This window comes from Candidatus Accumulibacter sp. ACC003, from assembly GCF_907163085.1.
In the GTDB taxonomy this organism is placed as follows: Bacteria; Pseudomonadota; Gammaproteobacteria; order Burkholderiales; family Rhodocyclaceae; genus Accumulibacter.
Genome location: NZ_CAJQTX010000006.1, coordinates 385,471 through 403,490, shown reverse-complemented (window position 1 = coordinate 403,490; position 18,020 = coordinate 385,471). Strand labels below are relative to the sequence as shown.

Genomic DNA, 18,020 nt, shown 5'->3' with positions numbered 1-18,020 from the left:
TCCGGTCACAATGTCAGGATGCTACGATTCGACGAAGCGGCCCTTGAGGGCGAACAAGCCCTGCGGACGCTTCTGAATGAAGATGATGATGATCACCAGGACGGCGATCTTGGCGACCACGGCGCCCGTCCAGCCTTCGAGGAACTTGGTCAGCACGCCGAGCCCGAGCGCCGCCCAGACCGCGCCGGCAAGCTGCCCGACGCCGCCGAGGACGACGACCATGAACGAATCGACGATATAGCCCTGCCCCATGTCCGGGCCGACGTTGGCGATCTGCGACAAGGCGACGCCACCGAGGCCGGCAATTCCGGCGCCGAGGCCGAAAGCCATGGTATCGATGCGGCCGGTCGGCACACCGACGCAGCCGGCCATCGGCCGATTCTGCGTCACCGCGCGGACGAACATGCCCATCCGCGAGAGATTGAGGATCGCCCACATGGCGGCCAGCACGGCGACCGAGAAGCCGATGATGATGATCCGGTTCCACGGCAGCAGCAGGTTCGGCAGCACTTCGATGCCGCCAGCCATCCACACCGGATTGGCGACTTCGACGTTTTGCGCGCCAAAGACGGTGCGTGCCAGTTGGATCAGGAACAGCGAAATTCCCCAGGTGGCGAGCAGCGTTTCCAGCGGCCGCCCGTAGAGGTGGCGGATGACGACGCGCTCCATCAGCACGCCAACCAGCGCCGCGGCAAGAAAACCGACCGGGATCGCCGCCAGCAGATACCAGTCGAGCAAATTGGGGAGGTAGGCCTGAAAGACGCCCTGCATCGCCCACGCCGAGTAGGCACCGACCATCAGTAACTCGCCGTGCGCCATGTTGATCACGCCCATCACGCCATAGGTGATCGCCAGGCCGAGCGCTGCCAGCAGCAGGATCGACGCCAGCGAAACGCCGGTGAAGGCGCGCCCGACGTTCTCGGCGAAAGCCAGGCGTTTCTCGATCGCCCGGATCGACGTACCGGCGGCCGCGCGCACGGCGCTATCGGGCTCAACCCAGCTATCGCCGTTCTTTTCGGTCAAGGCTTGCAGCAGCTGACAAATGTTGGGGTCGCCGCTGTCACCGAGAACACGCACGGCGTTGAGACGAACGGCCGCGTCGCTCGAAGCGAGGCTACCCTGCGCGTGCGCCATCTGCAGGCGCGCCTTGATCTCTGGATCGGTCTCGGAGGCCAGCGCCTTTTCAAGCAAGGGCAGCAATTCGGCGTCGGTTCCCGACGCCAGTTCCTGCGCTGCGTCCCAGCGTACTTCGCGATCGTTCGAAAAAAGGCGCAGCGACGCCAGCGTCGACGCCAGTTCGCGACGCAAACGGTTGTTGATGCCGATCGACTCGGTCAACTCGGGTGCTGGCATGATCTCGGTATTGGTCGCCGCGTCGATGACGTGTTCGCCATCGACGATCACCACGCGTTCGCCGGCCAGCGCCAGCGAGCCCTTGGCCATTGCCTTGAGCACCGGCAGCGCCTCGCGTTGCGCCGCGTCGACCAGCGCCGTGATGGCGGTGATCTTGGCGTCGTTACCGGCGGACGCCAGCGGCGTCAGCAGCGCCGGGTCAATCGCCGCGTGCGCGCCCGAAATGCTCAACAGCCAGCCAAAAACGATTGCTCCAATGGTGCGCATGCTTTCTCCACGATCGGCAACGGACGGCGTCAATACGCGCCGCTCGTTGCCTCAACCAGTCAACCAGCGAACGACGCTTACTTGCCTTCCGGCTCGCCCTTCTTCTTGTCGTTACCCGGAATGTACGGACTCCACGGCGCTGCCTTGATCGGACCCGGCGTCTTCCAGACGACGTCGAACTGGCCGTCGGCGCGAATCTCGCCAATGAACACCGGCTTGTGCAGATGGTGGTTCTTCTCGTCCATCTTGACCGTGAAGCCATCCGGAGCCTTGAAGGTCTGGCCGGCCATTGCCGCGATGACCTTGTCGACGTCGGTCGACTTGGCTTTCTCGACGGCCTGCTTCCACATATAGACGCCGATGTAGGTGGCTTCCATCGGGTCGTTGGTTACCGCCTTGTCGGCGTTCGGCAGCTTCTCCTTGACCGCCCACGCGCGGTAGGCCCTGGTGAAGCCGTCGTTGGCCGGATTCTTCAGCGTCATGAAGTAGTTCCACGCCGCCAGGTGGCCGACCAGCGGCTTGGTATCAACGCCGCGCAGCTCTTCTTCACCAACCGAGAAAGCGACCACCGGCACGTCGGTAGCCTTGATGCCGGCGTTGCCGAGTTCCTTGTAGAACGGCACGTTCGAGTCGCCGTTGATCGTCGAGATCACCGCCGTGCGCTTGCCTTCACTCGAGAATTTCTTGATCTTGGCGATGATCGTCTGGTAGTCGCTATGACCGAATGGCGTGTACTCCTCCATGATGTCGGCGTCGGCAACGCCCTTGGACTTCAGGAAGGCACGCAGGATTTTGTTGGTGGTACGCGGATAGACGTAGTCGGTACCGAGCAGCACGAAGCGCTTGGCCGAACCGCCGTCCTTGCTCATCAGGTACTCGACGGCCGGAATCGCCTGCTGGTTTGGCGCCGCGCCGGTGTAGAAGACGTTGTACTCGAGTTCCTCGCCTTCGTACTGCACCGGGTAGAAGAGCAGACCGTTGAGTTCCTTGTACACCGGCAGCACCGACTTGCGCGACACCGACGTCCAGCAGCCGAAGGTCACCGCGACCTTGTCCTGGCTCAGCAACTGCCGCGCCTTCTCGGCGAACAGCGGCCAGTTCGACGCCGGGTCGACGACCACCGGCTCGAGTTGTTTGCCGAGCACGCCGCCCTTGCTGTTGATCTCGGCGATGGCCATCAGGACGGTTTCCTTGAGCGCCGTCTCGGAAATCGCCATGGTGCCGGACAGCGAATGCAGGATACCGACCTTGATCGTCTCGGCGGCCAGCGCGTTGAACGAAGCAAGCCCCAAAGCCGCCGTAACGGCGACGGCTGAAACGGTTTTCACAAAATTGCGACGTAGCATTTGTTTGCTCCTCGAAGGTTGATGACCGGGAAAAATCTCTCCGCCGAGGGGTACTAAGCAATTGCCGTGCCAGGACTGTAAAGCGCCTGAAAACGACGACCGCAAGCTCGCTAATCGTCACTACGCACGTTCCCGGGGCGCGGCTCCCGATGGCGGCGCACCAAAACGGAGCGCGTTCGCACCCTAAGGCAAGGTCCCCCGCAGCGCCGAGCCAGCGCCAGGAGTTCTCGGTCGATGCGTGCAAAAAGCGGCGTCAGGCCTTGCCGGCAGAGATTCCACGGCGGTCGCCAGAAATCGTCGCCAGCGAGCTCGCCAATTGACGACGCCGGCCAAGGCCGCATACACTGCGCCGCAAATCGCGGCAGCGCAGCAGGCGGCGGCGCCCCGGAGCACATGGCTTGGCCAGGTGCGATTGGCTTGCCCGCAAACGACCTCGGCGAAAATGCCCCATCCGATACCCTCTGGCGGCTCGCCAGGGAAACTCCCGATCGTTATTTACGCCGAACCCGGCTGGCGGACGACGCGTTCGCTCGCCTGGGCGATCGCCGCGTCGCTAATCGTGCATGCCGTGGCGCTGTTCGTTCCCGAAAAAGAACGGCCGCCGGCACGCAGCGCCTTGGCACGCTTCGACGCCACGCTGACGCCAAGCCCGCCAGCCGCCGCGCCGCCGGCGGAACAACGCCCGCCCCAGCCATCGGCTCGATCGACGCCAGCCACCAAAGCGAAGCCGTCGCCGCCGTCGCCCGCTTCGTCTTCCACGCCGCGCCGCGCCAGCCCGCAGCGCTTGCCGGTGCCCGCCAGGGCGCCAGCGCGACCGGCCGCCAAACCGCAGCCGCAGCCGCAAGCGCAGCCGCGAGTGCTTGCCGTGCCGGATTCGCCGGCAGCAGCCGTCCCCGACAGCGCGCACTGGTTCAAGGCCGAGAACCCCACCATGAAGAATTTTCTCGACGACCTCGACGCCGAGGCCAAAAGCGCCGCCAGGCCCAGCCTGGCGCAACAATCAATGGCCATGGCCCGTGAGCAGGGCCGGCAGCAGACGCGGCAAGACCAGGCGGGCACGGCGCTGCTCGAACGCGTGCCAAACACGCCGCCGCCCGAACCCTTCAGCCTCGACTTCTACGTAGACGGCGTCGTCAAGCGACTCAACCGCAGCGCCGCCTTCGTCCGCAACGACCCGCGCAGCAAGGGCGTGCACCTGGCGTCGGTGCAGTTCCGGATCAATCCCGACGGCAGCCTGAAGTCGTTCAAGGTCCTCAACGCGGGCGACCAGCAGGAAGAAATCGCTTTCATCAAATCGGTCGTCGAACGCGCCATCCCCTTCGCCGCATTCCCGCCCGACATCGCCCGCGCCGCGCGCTCGCTGGGCGTCACGATCTGCATCGCGCCGGGCCGCGGCGGCGGTTTCGGCTTCTCGCGAATGGCCGACGACGGGCCCTGCTAATTGAGACCTTCACCCTGGCAGCGCCGCCGCACCTTGCGCGCGTCGCTGTGCCAAGATGTCAGCTTCATCACTGTACGCAGGGATGTCGGACGAGCCAAAGCGTCTGCGTATGTCCATGACAATTATCGAACTTACGACTGGAGAACCCGAGGCGCCATGCGTGCGATCAGAGCGGCGGTATTGGCGAGTAGTTTCCGGTTCGCCACCTCGTCTTGGCGACGTTCAGGAGGTACGCCACACTCCCGAGGGGCGGCATTTCTGAGCAACGGTGACCAGTCTCGAATCCCACCTACTCTGCAATCTCGAGAAGATCGGCAACGCTGATTTCCCCCGAGCCATTGAGCATGTCGGCAGAAAGCGCGCGCTTCCAGTCGAGCAGCTTGTCCAGTTTCTCGTCGAAGCTTACGAAGTCATCGGCAACAACCACAGGGTAATAGACGAAGACTATAGTGGTCCCTGGAAATCAGACAGTGGTTTAAGCTGTGCTCCATCATAGGAGCGAGAAGCGATGAGTGAAGCAACGACGCGGAAGGTACATACGCCGGAGTTCAAGGCCAAGGTTGGTCTGGAGGCGGTACGCGGGGTCAAGACGATCAACGAGATTGGGCGGGAATACGGCGTGCATCCTGTGCAGGTTGGGCAATGGAAGAAGGCCATCCAGGAGAATGCCAAGACGCTGTTCGAAGGCAAGCGCGGCCCCAAGCCGGCGGCGGCGCACCGGGAGCCGGAGCTGTTGTACAGCGAGATCGGCAAGTTGAAGATGGAACTGGACTGGCTCAAAAAAAAGTCTGGGATCAGCCTGCCGTGATACGGCATGCGTGGATCGACCCCGGTGAGGCCGTCGCCGTGGTGCAGCAATGCGCTCTGGCAGGCTTATGCCGAGCCACGGTCTACGCGCAGCGCCGGCCGCCGGTGGTCGATGCCAACGATCTCCTCCACAGTCGGCTGATTGACGAGGAGTACACGCGGCATCCGTTTTACGGCACCCGCCGGATGGTGATCTTTCTTGAGAACGTGGGGCACACGGTCAATCGCAAGCGCGTGCAACGCCTGATGCGACTGATGGGGCTGTCGGGCATGGCGCCGGGGCCGAACACCAGCCGTCCGCGCCCAGAGCACCCGGTCTATCCGTACCTGCTGCGTGGCGTTCCTGTGGTCAGACCCAACCAGGTGTGGAGCACGGACATCACCTACATCCGGCTGGCCCACGGCTTCGCCTACCTGGTCGCCGTGATCGACTGGTATAGCCGCAAGGTGCTCAGCTGGCGGATCAGCAACAGCATGGAATCGGTGTTCTGTGTCGATTGTCTGGAGGAGGCCCTGCGTAGCCACGGCAAGCCAGAAATCTTCAACAGCGATCAAGGCGCGCAGTTCACCAGTGAAGCCTTCACCGCGGTGCTGAAACGGGAAGGCGTCGTCATCAGCATGGATGGGCGGGGGCGCGTGTTCGACAACATCTTCGTCGAGCGCCTCTGGCGCAGCGTCAAGTACGAGGACGTGTATCTGAAGGGCTATGCCACGATGGGCGAATTGATGCTTGGCCTGACCGAGTATTTCGCCTTCTACAACGCAGAGCGTCCGCACCAGTCGCTGAGCAACACGGCACCCGCAGTCGTCTATCGAAACGGCATAGGTGGCGGGGCGTTGATCCTCGACAAGTTTGGCCGCGCGGGTGGGGCATCGCCTGTTCCGCTACGCTCCACAGGCGATGCCCCACCCGCAAAAGCAAAGTCAACGACAGCATCAAAAGCAGAGTCAAAGGCAGAGTCAAAGGCAGAGTCAAAGGCAGAGTCAAAGGCAGAGTCAAAGGCAGAGTCAAAGGCAACACCGGGGCAGCGCCGTCCAGCTGCTAGCGAAGTCAAATGCACAACTTAAACTGGGTTGATATTTGTCTTGACTATGGGGACCACTTTAGACCTCGCGCTCCTGCCCAATTCGGTAGGCGCGATCGGTAGCCTGATCCTCCTTCGCGGGGTTCCAGGTGCGCGTGAAGTGAATTACATGGTTGGCAGCCTGGATGTTGACGCCAAAACCCACTGCCAGCGGGGACAACACAATGACCCCGAATCCCGGTTTGGACTGGAATACCTTGAGGCGCTTCTGACGACTTTCGGCGTGACTGGATGAGGCCGACGTATCGCCGTTGATGATGTCGGGATGGACATCAAGTCTGCCAGCGATGCACCGTTGCAGTGTTCGCTGCAAGTCGCGAAATTCGCAAAAGACGATCACCTTTTCCTGGCGTTGCCTGATTTGGTGCAAGGCCTGCATCAACCAGGCCATTTTTGGGGAAGCCTGAAGGATTTCCTCAATTGACGAGCGATCTGCCTGGTAGGGCTCCTCAACCAATGGGTCCGAGCAAACGCGTCGCAGGAAATGAATCACGCCCAGTTGCGCTGCCGGATTGGTCGCCGCCTCCTTGCGGTACTTGGCTATTCCCCTGGCGTAGAGTGTTCGTTGATGCTGAGACATCGGCAGACGACGGCATGCCTGGTCGGTAGTTTTTGCCGGCAGATCCTTGGCAACGTCCTTCTTTTCACGCCGCAGCAACTGCGGCTTGATGATCCCGCGCAACTCTTCGACCCGTTCCTTTTCTTCATCGGTTTCCGCCTCGATTGGCTTCCGATATCGGCGCCCGAACTCGCTCAGCGCGCCCAGCAACCCAGCCTGAATGAAGTCGAAGAGGCACCAAATGTCAGTCAGAGTGTTCTCGACCGGTGTGCCCGTGCAGGCGATCCGAAAGCGGACGTTCTGCTTCTTGGCCGCTCTTGTCACCATCGCGTTTGGATTCTTGATCTTCTGCGCTTCATCGCAAATCATGATCGACCAGCGCTGTGCAGCCAGCGAAAACTCCAGGCCGCGCAGTGTTTCGTAAGTCGTCAGCACGATCTTGGCATCACCGACCCAGCCCTTCTTCAATAGCCTGGTGATTCCCTCGGATGCCAGTTCCGCGTCGAGCAGAACTTTCGGGATCTGTTTGCTCGAAAGGACTGCCCCGTACAGCGTCAGAACTGGCAGGGTGCCGGGCAAAAAGAATTTTTCGATTTCTTCCTGCCAATTCTCCAGCAGGGCAACCGGCGCAACAACCAGTACTGGATCCATTCCTGAATCGCTTTCGAGGCATGCGGCAATGAAGGTCAGCAACTGAATTGTCTTGCCCAGACCCATGTCGTCGGCGAGGAGTGCGCCACGACAACTCGACGGCGATAACCGCCACAAGTGCTGCATCCAGGCGACGCCGTACTGTTGATGCTCCTTCAACGAGACATCTGGCCGTAGCGCCGTTGGAAGCTGTGGCTTGACTCCATGCGCCAGCGCCAGCAAATCGGCACGCTGCTCCGCATAGTCGACAGTATCGATATTGGCTTTGACGATGAGTTGCTTACGTTCGATCGGTTGTCGCTTCTTGCCGATAGCCTCCGTGAGCGTCCCGGACCTGGCGTCTTCCGCGGCGGCCGCGAATGTCGCGACCATGCGCTGAGCTTCTGCGACCGGAATCGGTGCTGGACAGCCGGGCAGCATCACTTCACTTCGGTCGGTTTGCTTCGCATCTTCGACCAGAGACGTCAGTTCGGCGACACGCTCGTCGTTCATCGGAACGTTAATCGCTTGTGAGGCACCCTCCGGTAGAAAATCGAAACCAAACAAAATGTTTTCCGGCACCCAGCCTGCGTCGTCCTGCTTGCGCGCGATAAATGGCGAGCAGTACTGCTTTTCCTGGCCGATCCCCTCGATGCGCTCGGAGTAATGCGACAGGTCGAAGATCTCGGCCAGAGAAACTTTGCTCGGGGCAGTCCACTCGGCGAGTACTTGCTTCAAGGTTGCATGGTGCTGCGGCGTCTCTCCAAGAATCTCGAGTTCGTACCCCTCCCAGAAGCAGCACTGTGCTTCCTGGGCGATGCGTTCGCCAAGTTTCTTGATGAATGCTGCCAGAACTGTCGGGCTGGCGAGTTCGAGTTCAGTCGTCGAGATCGACTCCCCGTCGGCTTCCTCGACACGCAGACCGACTCGCGACAAAGTACCCTGTTCGTCGCGCTCGACGAAGGGCGTAAAGCGCTCAAAGCTCAGCCCTGCCTTCTCGCGTTCAGCCTCGAAGGCCTCGGCGCTGACCACCGTTTCAGCGTCCGGTCCCAACAGTGCGAACGGATTCCGGACGAACGCCTCGGCTCTACTTCCCGAGACGCGCCGGCCGGGCATGCGCTTGATTTCACGCAGGACAGTCTTGACCTCCGGGGTGACGACGACGTGTGTCAGTTCCTCGCCGTCCGGTATTTCGTAGCGGTCCTGCACGCTCGGCAAGCGATCGAAGATCTCGATCCAGCGTGCTGGCGCGTCCTCGAATCCGGGCGTGACCTCCACCGTCTTGCCTTCCCCCTCACCGGCTTTGCGCAATGAAAGTTGCAGCCGCTCGGGGGTCAGGACGATGGTCTTCTGCAGGAAATTCGACAGGACACCACCAGAAGCCAGGGCGCCCTTGCGTATTCGCCCCCAATGCATGCGATTGCCATCGGGAGTCCGCTCATTGTCGGGCCGCCGATGAAAGTCGGCGATCTGTCCCAACAATTGCCAGACGGGCTCCGGCAGCAACTGCTCGCTGCCTTCGTGGATTGCTACGGCGCCGACAAGCTTGGGGGAAACGCGCAATGATGTCGTTTGCGCATCAGCCCATCCCGACAATACGATTGAGAAATCACGGTCCTGCAGGCTGCCCTTGCTGTTCAGTATTGGGCGAAGCATGGAGAGCGGTGGGAGGTCGAGCAGCGGCAAGGCACCTGCGTAGTCCTCCAGCGCACGAAGCCTGTAGAGGTCTTCCCAGCCCAGCACGAACGAATTCTCGTGCGTCGCACCGTAGCCTTCGGAGGAAATTTGGCCGAGGAGGGCGCCGAGTTCAGAAACTAAGGGATGGTCGAAGGGAGCGGCGAGCCACTCTTCCACCGGCAGCTGGTCGACCGTGTAGGCGATCCCCTCTTGACGCAGGGTGCGCGTGGTCTTTGGTTGTGGCCGTGTGCTCTTGTCCGCGCCACGCCTGAACAACTTTCCGAACATCCTCTACTCCTTCCACCAACCCCGTGGGGCCTTGTACCTGAAGCCCAATCTCTGCAGCTTTGCGTTAACCGTCGGGTTGGAGTCATCGTGGAGAATCCAGAACGCTCCATTCTTGGATCGTCGATCGTCGAACTTAAGGTGATGCGCATAGATCACCTCATTCACCGCCACCATGGTTGGCGGTGGCCTCGGCGTTGCGGGAGCGTGCCGAGGCTCGGGCACGGTCGCTGCCGCAGCGGGTCGTAGGTCAGATTTCCTGATCTCGGAGGAAACCGGGTTGGCACTTCAGACAAGAGTGAAGGTCATTCTTGCCCCGGTTTCCGGATGCGGAAAATCTTGCAGGGTGAGTTCCTCGAGGAGCGCGGCGATAGCGCGATCATGAGCTGGGCTGGCCATCCGGTGAATTTTGATGGTCAGGGTGTTGGCTAGCGCGTTCGGTTCGATGTCAGCGGAAGAAACGAACAATTCGCGAATGAGCGCACGTGCGTCGTCCTCCTTCTTCAAGTGGCGGCGCAATAGCGCCACCATGGCGGTCTCGGCCCGGTAGGCGACCATTTTCACGGTATCGCAGAGCATCTTGTTCAGCGGCGGCAGTTGGGTCGGTCGCTCGGCCTCGGGCAGACTGTCGATCGTCACCTTTCGGGGGCTTGCCTTGCGCGCCGCGCAAAGTCGCTTGAGCTCCTCCTGAACGGCCTGCAGTGCTTCGACAGACTCGGCGTTTTTCTGGATTTCGCCGCCGTCGTTCAAGGCCGTCCTGGCGATTGCGGCCTGCAGTTTTCTTTCGCTCTGGCGGGTTTGCCTGACGGCCTTGTCGAGTTCCCGCCAGCGGGGGTTAACGACCTGGTGAGTGCCGGGAAGAGATTCGTCTCCGTACTCGATAAGCCCATCAATATCATAATGTTCCATCATGTACGCGAAGTAGTTTTCCTGGCACCAACGGGCGAACATCCGCCCAGCGATGGTGGTGTTTCCGAGTTGCCGGGCGGTCGTGATCACGGCTGTTTGATGTCCCGTCTGGGTCAGCCGACGAACTTCGCTCACGGCCAGGCTGCCATCGCCTGTGCCGAGTCGGGTTTCGCGCATGGCGAGTTTCATCCCGGTGCTGCCGCCTGCCGGCAGATGGACTTCCTGTTCCTGAAACACCTCTTCGGACCAGAGGTCCTTGACGTTCTTGCGGTAGGTCAGTGCGCCGATGCGCTGTTTCCAGAGTCTGCCGAGGAGACTCTGGGTGGCCCCTTCCCGATCGAAGACCATGACAAACCGGTGCAGGGTCGGGTCGGCGTCCAGTTCGGCCGGCGTCGGCTGTCCCGGGACAATCTCCAGCAGTTGGGGGACGATGTCCTTGAGCAGGGTCTCGGCGAGTCCGTCATTGAGCGGCTGCGAAACCACAAAGAACGGGCGACCCAGGGCATCGTTAACCCAGTAGTCGGTGGTGCCCCGCAGGCACAGGCGTTCGCGCGAGACGTAGCGCTTCGACAGCCTGGCCTGCTCGCCGTGATACACCCGAACATGACCATCGACATACAGGTAACCCGCTTCTTCTGGCTCGCTTTCCATCCAGAGCTTCGCGAGATCCCGCATCCAGGCTGCCGGGTCACCCGTCTTGGCCAGCAGATGGACCTTTTCCCGCAGGGTGCGGACTTCCGGTACCCGGTCCAGGCCGATGACTTTGCCGAGTTCTCCGGGCGAGGTTTGTCGCAGATGTTCCGGCCGCTTGATTCGCCCCAGGGCCATGAAGCCGAGGACGAGAAGGATGTGCAAGGCGCTGTAGAATCCCCGGGGCAGCTTGAGATGGCGATCCAGGCCGGTCAGTAGCCCGTTCGCGCACAAGGCCGGCAAGCCGGCCAACAGCCCCCCCATCGCCACATCGTGGCTCGCTTCGAAGCGCGTCGTCGCACCGGTCGCCAATCCCAGCGCCGTTTGGATCCGCTCGTCGGCGCGCGTGCAGGCGGTGCCCATCCCCGCGGCGGCTTCCGCATCCGCCCGGCTGCGCTCACTCTTGGTGCTCGCCGCTTCCAACTCCCCTGCCTCTTGCGGCAAGGCGGCCAACTGCGGCACGCCCTGGCGCCGGATCGCCTTGCGCAGCGTCGACTCCTGGACGCCCACCTGCCGTGCCACTTCGGCAGGACGCTTTCCCTCGCTCAACAGCCGCGCGCATTCGGCACTCTTGTCCGGCGTCATGATCCGCGGCCGGCTCGCCGCCGCCGGTCGAAAGAAAGACGATGGCCCGGCTTTGCGGCTTTGTCCCACCCAGTTCATCAGCGTGCGGTGCGGGATGCACAGCGGTGGCCTTTCCAGTTCGACCGCCTTGACGTGCCCGTTCTCCATCAGGCTGGTCAGAGCGAACCTGCGGCCAGCGTCGTCTCCTACGGGGTGCGAGAAGTAATTGTCTCCCCCAACAAAGTAGATCGCTTGGCCATCCTTCTCCAGAATCGCCAACCCTTCTCCCACTTTCTGCGCACCATCCGGAAACCCTGGAAGCCACGATTGCCTCAACGTCTGCTCCTCCTTGCACTCCTAGCGAAGCTTGGTTTATGCCATAAGAAAATCATGGCCGTCAAAATAAAGTGCCACGTGCAATTCCGGAATTCTACCTACATTCCCGGCCGGGATCAGGAAATCTGTAGGTATGCGTCAACACTACGCGAACTTCCCGCCGCCCCTATCTGAGGGCTCCATCCGATGCGCGGCAGGAGCCAGGCGTCGAAGCTGCCTTCCCAGTTCGCCATGTGAATCAATCTCGCGACACGGTTGCGTGCCTTGAGCGTATGGATAGCAACGTGCCGCCGCATGGAATCGAGATTGAGATCCTGGGCGTTGTAGATAAACGTCGCGTTGCCGGTGATACCGAACTCCACCACCATGAAGGTACCTATCTTCATGATGAAGGCGTTGTTGTAAGGCGAGCCCTGGCCGTCGAGATAATGGAGGCGTCCCTCCATACGCTTGCGCATGTCCCTGAAATTGGAGGTGTTCGTGCTCCCTGCATGGGGACCGAGGGCAAACCACATATCCTCAATCACGGGCTCGAATCGCAGCCAGTAGTTGAGGCGGCGCTGGTCCGCGGCACCGTCCTCCGACAGCAGGGCAAAGAAATCGGTGATCAGGCGGCGCTTGAGCCATCCGTCGACCATCGTCCTCGCCTCGTCGTTCTTAACGTGGGCGTCCCAAGCTGTACGTTTGAGCCAGGGATTGCCGATCTGCTCAACAGCGAGATCGCGCAAGTGTGGGTGCTCCGGCAGATCCTTTCCCTTGACGTAGCGAATCAGGATCAGCGCGATGCAGTCGACGGCGATACTTCTACTGAGTTGAACACCGCCTTTCCCATCAAGGAGATCGAGCAGCACGTCCAGATACTCGCGAAATTTCTTGTCCGATTTTAGCTTGCAGACCTGCTGGGTATGCGAAGTGATCGCCTCCTGCCAGACCCAGGAACTGGTGGCCAGTCCGATGCTCTCGCTGGCGGCAACCAGTTCGCTGGCGTCCCCGTTCATCAGTTGTGGCGCGTATCGGTCACAAGGATTGTCGGCCAGCAGATTCCGATGCTCGCCCAAGGTGCGCAGCCAACTTGCCTGCGGTTCGACCGAGAGTGCGACACTCAGATGGTCGACAAGGAATTTTCTGAGGAGGAGCCAATTGCCAACGCCCGCTGCCGCTTCGTCATCGAGAATCGCATAGTTGAAGTAGCTATGCATCAGGCCCTGGTAGCACTTCCTCAAGCGCCGCGGAAACTCATTCAAGTCCTTGATGAATCCGAGCAGGAGTTCAAAAAGCGCTTCATCTTCGATCAGGCTCCACCCGTCGCGGCCGACGCGCTGCGAGACGCCGAAGCAGGCGTATTTGAGATCGATGAAGTTGGTCAGCGAGCGTGTATTGCGGAATGCGAGAAGGGTCTTCGCGATCGAGCGCGGATCGGTACTAACGCTCGACGAGTCGAACTGCGCTTTGACGGCCTTGAGCGCCTGCGTCATCAAGACCGGTGCGCCCCATTCCGGTGAACGAAAGCTTTCGCCGAAGGAGTTCTGAAGTTGCTGCCGCAGTTGATCCAGTTGGCGGCTCATGGATCGATCGGGCAGCGAGGGTCGTGGGCCAGCGGCAAATCGCGTGCGACAGGGCGACGTTCGTCAATGTCCAGGAATTCGAGTTTGAGTTCAATTCGTCGGCTCTCGTCCAGGCTCTCTTTGAGAGAATTGAACGACGAACCGCCGACCAGAAACAGTTCCCGGATCAGCAGGCGATCCTCTTGCGAGAGCGCTGCTTCACCCACGTCGGGAGCTGCCAGCAGGACGCACAGGACGCGTTCAGACCGCTGCAGACTCAAATTCAGGTTATGCAGATAGGTTCCGCGCTGGTCGGCGAAGCCTTCCACGATCGCTCGTTTGATCCACTTCTGCCCCAGAGGGTCGCGTGCGACATCGAGCAGCTTCGGGATCACCGCACGCAGGAGGTGCGCCTGATCCTTTGTCAGCTTGTGGCTGTTGGTATCGAAGTGCGCCCGATCGCCAAAATCGACCGTACGTCCACGCACCGTTACGCCGGGAAAATCCCTGGTGGCCTCGCGGATCTGGGCAAGAAGTTCCTCGATTTCGCGGTCACGTTCCGTCTTCTCTCTCTCGGCTTCCGAGATCTCGTTGGTGACTGCCAGAAGAGCCACGGTCATCGCCACGAGGAACAGCACCATCAGCGCCGACATCAAGTCGGAGAAGGAAATCCAGAAAGGCCTTTCGCCGTCTTCCCGCGCCCTGCGGCGTTGGGCCATCTTCATCCCGAGCATGGTGCATTACCTCCGGGTTGTGGCCGCATCGAGCGTGTCGCCGAGATCCTGAATGGCGCCCTTGAGCAGGTTAACCGCCTCGGCAAGCTCCTTGTGGAAATCGGCGTTGCCCTGGCGCAGCGTTCTCTCGACGCTCTCGGCGAACGCCTTGTGTATAGTGGTCCCTGGAAATCAGACAGTGGTTTAAGCTGTGCTCCATCATAGGAGCGAGAAGCGATGAGTGAAGCAACGACGCGGAAGGTACATACGCCGGAGTTCAAGGCCAAGGTTGGTCTGGAGGCGGTACGCGGGGTCAAGACGATCAACGAGATTGGGCGGGAATACGGCGTGCATCCTGTGCAGGTTGGGCAATGGAAGAAGGCCATCCAGGAGAATGCCAAGACGCTGTTCGAAGGCAAGCGCGGCCCCAAGCCGGCGGCGGCGCACCGGGAGCCGGAGCTGTTGTACAGCGAGATCGGCAAGTTGAAGATGGAACTGGACTGGCTCAAAAAAAAGTCTGGGATCAGCCTGCCGTGATACGGCATGCGTGGATCGACCCCGGTGAGGCCGTCGCCGTGGTGCAGCAATGCGCTCTGGCAGGCTTATGCCGAGCCACGGTCTACGCGCAGCGCCGGCCGCCGGTGGTCGATGCCAACGATCTCCTCCACAGTCGGCTGATTGACGAGGAGTACACGCGGCATCCGTTTTACGGCACCCGCCGGATGGTGATCTTTCTTGAGAACGTGGGGCACACGGTCAATCGCAAGCGCGTGCAACGCCTGATGCGACTGATGGGGCTGTCGGGCATGGCGCCGGGGCCGAACACCAGCCGTCCGCGCCCAGAGCACCCGGTCTATCCGTACCTGCTGCGTGGCGTTCCTGTGGTCAGACCCAACCAGGTGTGGAGCACGGACATCACCTACATCCGGCTGGCCCACGGCTTCGCCTACCTGGTCGCCGTGATCGACTGGTATAGCCGCAAGGTGCTCAGCTGGCGGATCAGCAACAGCATGGAATCGGTGTTCTGTGTCGATTGTCTGGAGGAGGCCCTGCGTAGCCACGGCAAGCCAGAAATCTTCAACAGCGATCAAGGCGCGCAGTTCACCAGTGAAGCCTTCACCGCGGTGCTGAAACGGGAAGGCGTCGTCATCAGCATGGATGGGCGGGGGCGCGTGTTCGACAACATCTTCGTCAAGCGCCTCTGGCGCAGCGTCAAGTACGAGGACGTGTATCTGAAGGGCTATGCCACGATGGGCGAATTGATGCTTGGCCTGACCGAGTATTTCGCCTTCTACAACGCAGAGCGTCCGCACCAGTCGCTGAGCAACACGGCACCCGCAGTCGTCTATCGAAACGGCATAGGTGGCGGGGCGTTGATCCTCGACAAGTTTGGCCGCGCGGGTGGGGCATCGCCTGTTCCGCTACGCTCCACAGGCGATGCCCCACCCGCAAAAGCAAAGTCAACGACAGCATCAAAAGCAGAGTCAAAGGCAGAGTCAAAGGCAGAGTCAAAGGCAGAGTCAAAGGCAGAGTCAAAGGCAGAGTCAAAGGCAGAGTCAAAGGCAGAGTCAAAGGCAGAGTCAAAGGCAACACCGGGGCAGCGCCGTCCAGCTGCTAGCGAAGTCAAATGCACAACTTAAACTGGGTTGATATTTGTCTTGACTATGGGGACCACTTTAGTGAGCCTTGGCGAGAACTTCGGTGACGCCGTGGAGGTATTCCTCGGCGTCTTTCTGTGCGGCGCTGAGCGTGCTTGCAGCGGAGCTCAGGCGGTTGACCAGTTCGGACGTCAGCGAAGCTTCCTTGCTCGCATTCTCGATCGTGGACTTCAGATTCTCGACGATCGTGGCGAAGGTATCGCGCGTCACGCGGTAGTCATTGATCACCTGCATCGAAGCCTGCGTCGCACCGTTGAGCGCGTTGGCCGCCAAGTTCAGTTTGTTGGTGCTCCCGGTGATCCGGTCGGACACGTCCGACAGCCCGTCGACCGTACGCGAGAAGGTAACAGACGCCACCTGCAGGGTGTCCGCCCCCTTGTTCATGCGCTCTAGGCTGTCCCGCGTCGTGTCCGCCAACTGCGCAATCGCGCCGCGCATCTCCTGGCTGGCGGCGCGGACGGCGCCGCTCAGCTCGCCAACCTGGGCGGCCATCTGTGTCACTGTCGCTTCCGTGTGCATGGCGAACTCGGCCTGTTGTGTGGCGTGCGTCTCGGCGGCCTGCTTGCCCTGCTCCTGCAGCGAACTGATCATGCCCGCCAGCTCCTCGCCCAATCGGATCTGTTGTGCCTGCTGACCTTCGGCGGCGTTGCGCGACTGGGTGTCGAGCTGCTGAACCACCGCGGTGACCTTTTCGCCCATTTCAGCGAGCAGGCTCTGCATACGCTCGGAGGTTTCCGACTGCGAGGAGGTGACGGCTGAGCGAATCTCCTCGGCAAACTCGCTCATCCTGGCGTTCATCGCCTCCTGTCGCGCCTCGGCCGTTTGGATCACCTGTTCCAGTCGCTCGGCCATCGCGTCGGCGGCGCCGCGTCCCGCGTTCTGCAGGTTTGCCGCCAACTCGTCGAACTTTCCGGCGGCGCCCTGGATGGTCAGGGCGGTCTGCTGCAAGGCCTCGTTCATCCCCTTCATCTGGCCACCAAACATCTGGTGCATCTGACTGCTGAAGCTCGACAGCACGTCGGTCAGTAGTTGGCTCACGGCATCCCCCTGATTGCCCGAGACACGCTCGACGGCTTGTGAAATGCGCTCGATCGGCTCCTTCAGGCTGTCCGAAAAGGTCTGCACCAGCGTCTCGGACAGGTGCTGATTGTTGTGGGCCGCCGCCTCGATCTGCTGGCGTGTGAGCTCGGAAAGTACCTCCTTGAGATCGGTAACCAGCGAATCCTTGATCTGCGCCGCCTGCGTCGCCGAGGTCTCGGAGGCCTGCACCAGACGCGCCAGATACTCTTCACCGGCGCCGGCATCGAACAGGCTGTCGATGAGGCTGCACAGCGCTTCCACCTCACGATAGCGCCGCGTCACCACCGACTTTTCGATCCAGATGAAGAGCATCGCCAGGGCGATCGCGCTCGCCGAGACGATGAAGGCGTGGCCGACATTCTGGATCAGGCCGGCCAGACTCCGGCGGACCTGGTCGGCATCTGTCGACACTTCGAAGTCGATCAGTCCGAGGATCAGTCCGGAGAAGGTACCGATGATGCCGATGCCGGTCAGTATGCCCGGCAGGTGCTTGTAGAACTCGGTCTTGAGCGGCGTATCGACGAGCGCATGCTCGGTGAAGAAGGATTCCGCCATCGCCGTCGCCCGCCAGCGCACGACATCCTCCTGACCGACTTTGTTGGTTTGGGTTTGCGGGTGCAGGGTTTCGGTGTACTCGTTCCAGCAGTGCAGCAGTCGCTCGCTACCCATCGCTTCCTGGGCGATACGATCAAGGTCGGTGAGCTGTGTGCCAATCTCCGGCTTCAGCCCTCGGAGTGTCGCGATGGCTGCTTTCTGCTGACGCCCGATCTTGAGACCCGGCAGGGTGAAATTGACGATAAAGCCGAGGGCGATCAGGCCGAGGACGGTGGAGATGAGGACGATGTGCCAGTACTGGGGCAGAAGGCTCACTTGTAACGACTCCCAGATGATGATTATTGTTGGTGTTCAGTGGCAAGAGCCGTGGAAAGCTGTCGCGGCTAGGTGGAGCTTGTGAGCTTCCTTGTTCGTGTTCGTCTGGATGGGCCGGTGGCGGAACGTTCGGCACGGATGCGTTCAAGCAGGGCGCTTGCGGGTTCGTCGGTTGCGTCTTGGGAGACGAGTTCGCCGCGGCAGGC

Annotated in this window: 10 protein-coding genes and 2 pseudogenes; 3 read left to right on the top strand and 9 right to left on the bottom strand. The window is 61.3% G+C overall.

Translation table 11 applies throughout. The annotated features are described in order from the left end of the window. Positions 1-21 precede the first annotated feature (21 nt). From urtB to QZ656_RS15080, 3 genes are all read right to left on the bottom strand, one after another. Positions 22-1,620 carry an urea ABC transporter permease subunit UrtB gene (urtB, locus tag QZ656_RS15090; protein WP_291994150.1) on the bottom strand — a complete coding sequence of 533 codons (1,599 nt, stop codon included), beginning with the start codon at positions 1,618-1,620 and terminating at the stop codon, positions 22-24. 77 nt (positions 1,621-1,697) lie between these two features. Beyond that, the gene (gene urtA, locus QZ656_RS15085; protein ID WP_291994149.1) at positions 1,698-2,966 is read right to left on the bottom strand and encodes an urea ABC transporter substrate-binding protein; all 1,269 of its coding nucleotides are present in this window, start codon (positions 2,964-2,966) and stop codon (positions 1,698-1,700) included. 495 nt (positions 2,967-3,461) lie between these two features. Continuing rightward, positions 3,462-3,899 (bottom strand): hypothetical protein, encoded by a 438-nt coding sequence (locus tag QZ656_RS15080; RefSeq protein ID WP_291994148.1) that lies wholly within the window; start codon positions 3,897-3,899, stop codon positions 3,462-3,464. Here QZ656_RS15080 and QZ656_RS15075 point away from each other — a divergent pair. After that, positions 3,898-4,407 carry a hypothetical protein gene (locus tag QZ656_RS15075; RefSeq protein ID WP_291994147.1) on the top strand — a complete coding sequence of 170 codons (510 nt, stop codon included), beginning with the start codon at positions 3,898-3,900 and terminating at the stop codon, positions 4,405-4,407. The two genes, QZ656_RS15080 and QZ656_RS15075, sit on opposite strands and share 2 nt — an antisense overlap. A 289-nt stretch (positions 4,408-4,696) precedes the next feature. Here QZ656_RS15075 and QZ656_RS15070 read toward each other — a convergent pair whose 3' ends face one another. After that, positions 4,697-4,834 carry a hypothetical protein gene (locus QZ656_RS15070; RefSeq protein ID WP_291994146.1) on the bottom strand — a complete coding sequence of 46 codons (138 nt, stop codon included), beginning with the start codon at positions 4,832-4,834 and terminating at the stop codon, positions 4,697-4,699. A gap of 81 nt (positions 4,835-4,915) precedes the next feature. Between QZ656_RS15070 and QZ656_RS15065 the strand changes: the two are divergent. Then, positions 4,916-6,078, top strand: a pseudogene (locus QZ656_RS15065) (IS3 family transposase); the annotation flags it as partial. A 240-nt stretch (positions 6,079-6,318) separates the two neighbouring features. Here QZ656_RS15065 and QZ656_RS15060 read toward each other — a convergent pair. From QZ656_RS15060 to QZ656_RS15045, 4 genes are all read right to left on the bottom strand, one after another. Next, positions 6,319-9,453, bottom strand: a complete 3,135-nt coding sequence (locus QZ656_RS15060) for a DEAD/DEAH box helicase (protein WP_291994145.1) — start codon at positions 9,451-9,453, stop codon at positions 6,319-6,321. A gap of 285 nt (positions 9,454-9,738) precedes the next feature. Further along, positions 9,739-11,892, bottom strand: coding sequence for a helix-turn-helix domain-containing protein (locus QZ656_RS15055; RefSeq protein ID WP_291991531.1), 2,154 nt, complete (start codon positions 11,890-11,892; stop codon positions 9,739-9,741). A gap of 173 nt (positions 11,893-12,065) precedes the next feature. After that, entirely contained in the window at positions 12,066-13,514 is a 1,449-nt protein-coding gene (locus tag QZ656_RS15050) for an EH signature domain-containing protein (RefSeq protein ID WP_291994144.1), read from the bottom strand. Next, positions 13,511-14,227, bottom strand: a complete 717-nt coding sequence (locus QZ656_RS15045) for a flagellar motor protein MotB (RefSeq protein WP_291994143.1) — start codon at positions 14,225-14,227, stop codon at positions 13,511-13,513. The genes QZ656_RS15050 and QZ656_RS15045 overlap by 4 nt, the downstream gene beginning before the upstream one ends. A gap of 216 nt (positions 14,228-14,443) precedes the next feature. Between QZ656_RS15045 and QZ656_RS15040 the strand changes: the two are divergent. Further along, a pseudogene (locus tag QZ656_RS15040) lies at positions 14,444-15,606 on the top strand (IS3 family transposase); the annotation flags it as partial. Between the two features lie 276 nt (positions 15,607-15,882). On the opposite strand, the gene zorA reads toward QZ656_RS15040, so the two are convergent. Beyond that, the gene (gene zorA / locus QZ656_RS15035; protein WP_291994142.1) at positions 15,883-17,814 is read right to left on the bottom strand and encodes an anti-phage ZorAB system protein ZorA; all 1,932 of its coding nucleotides are present in this window, start codon (positions 17,812-17,814) and stop codon (positions 15,883-15,885) included. Positions 17,815-18,020 lie beyond the last annotated feature (206 nt).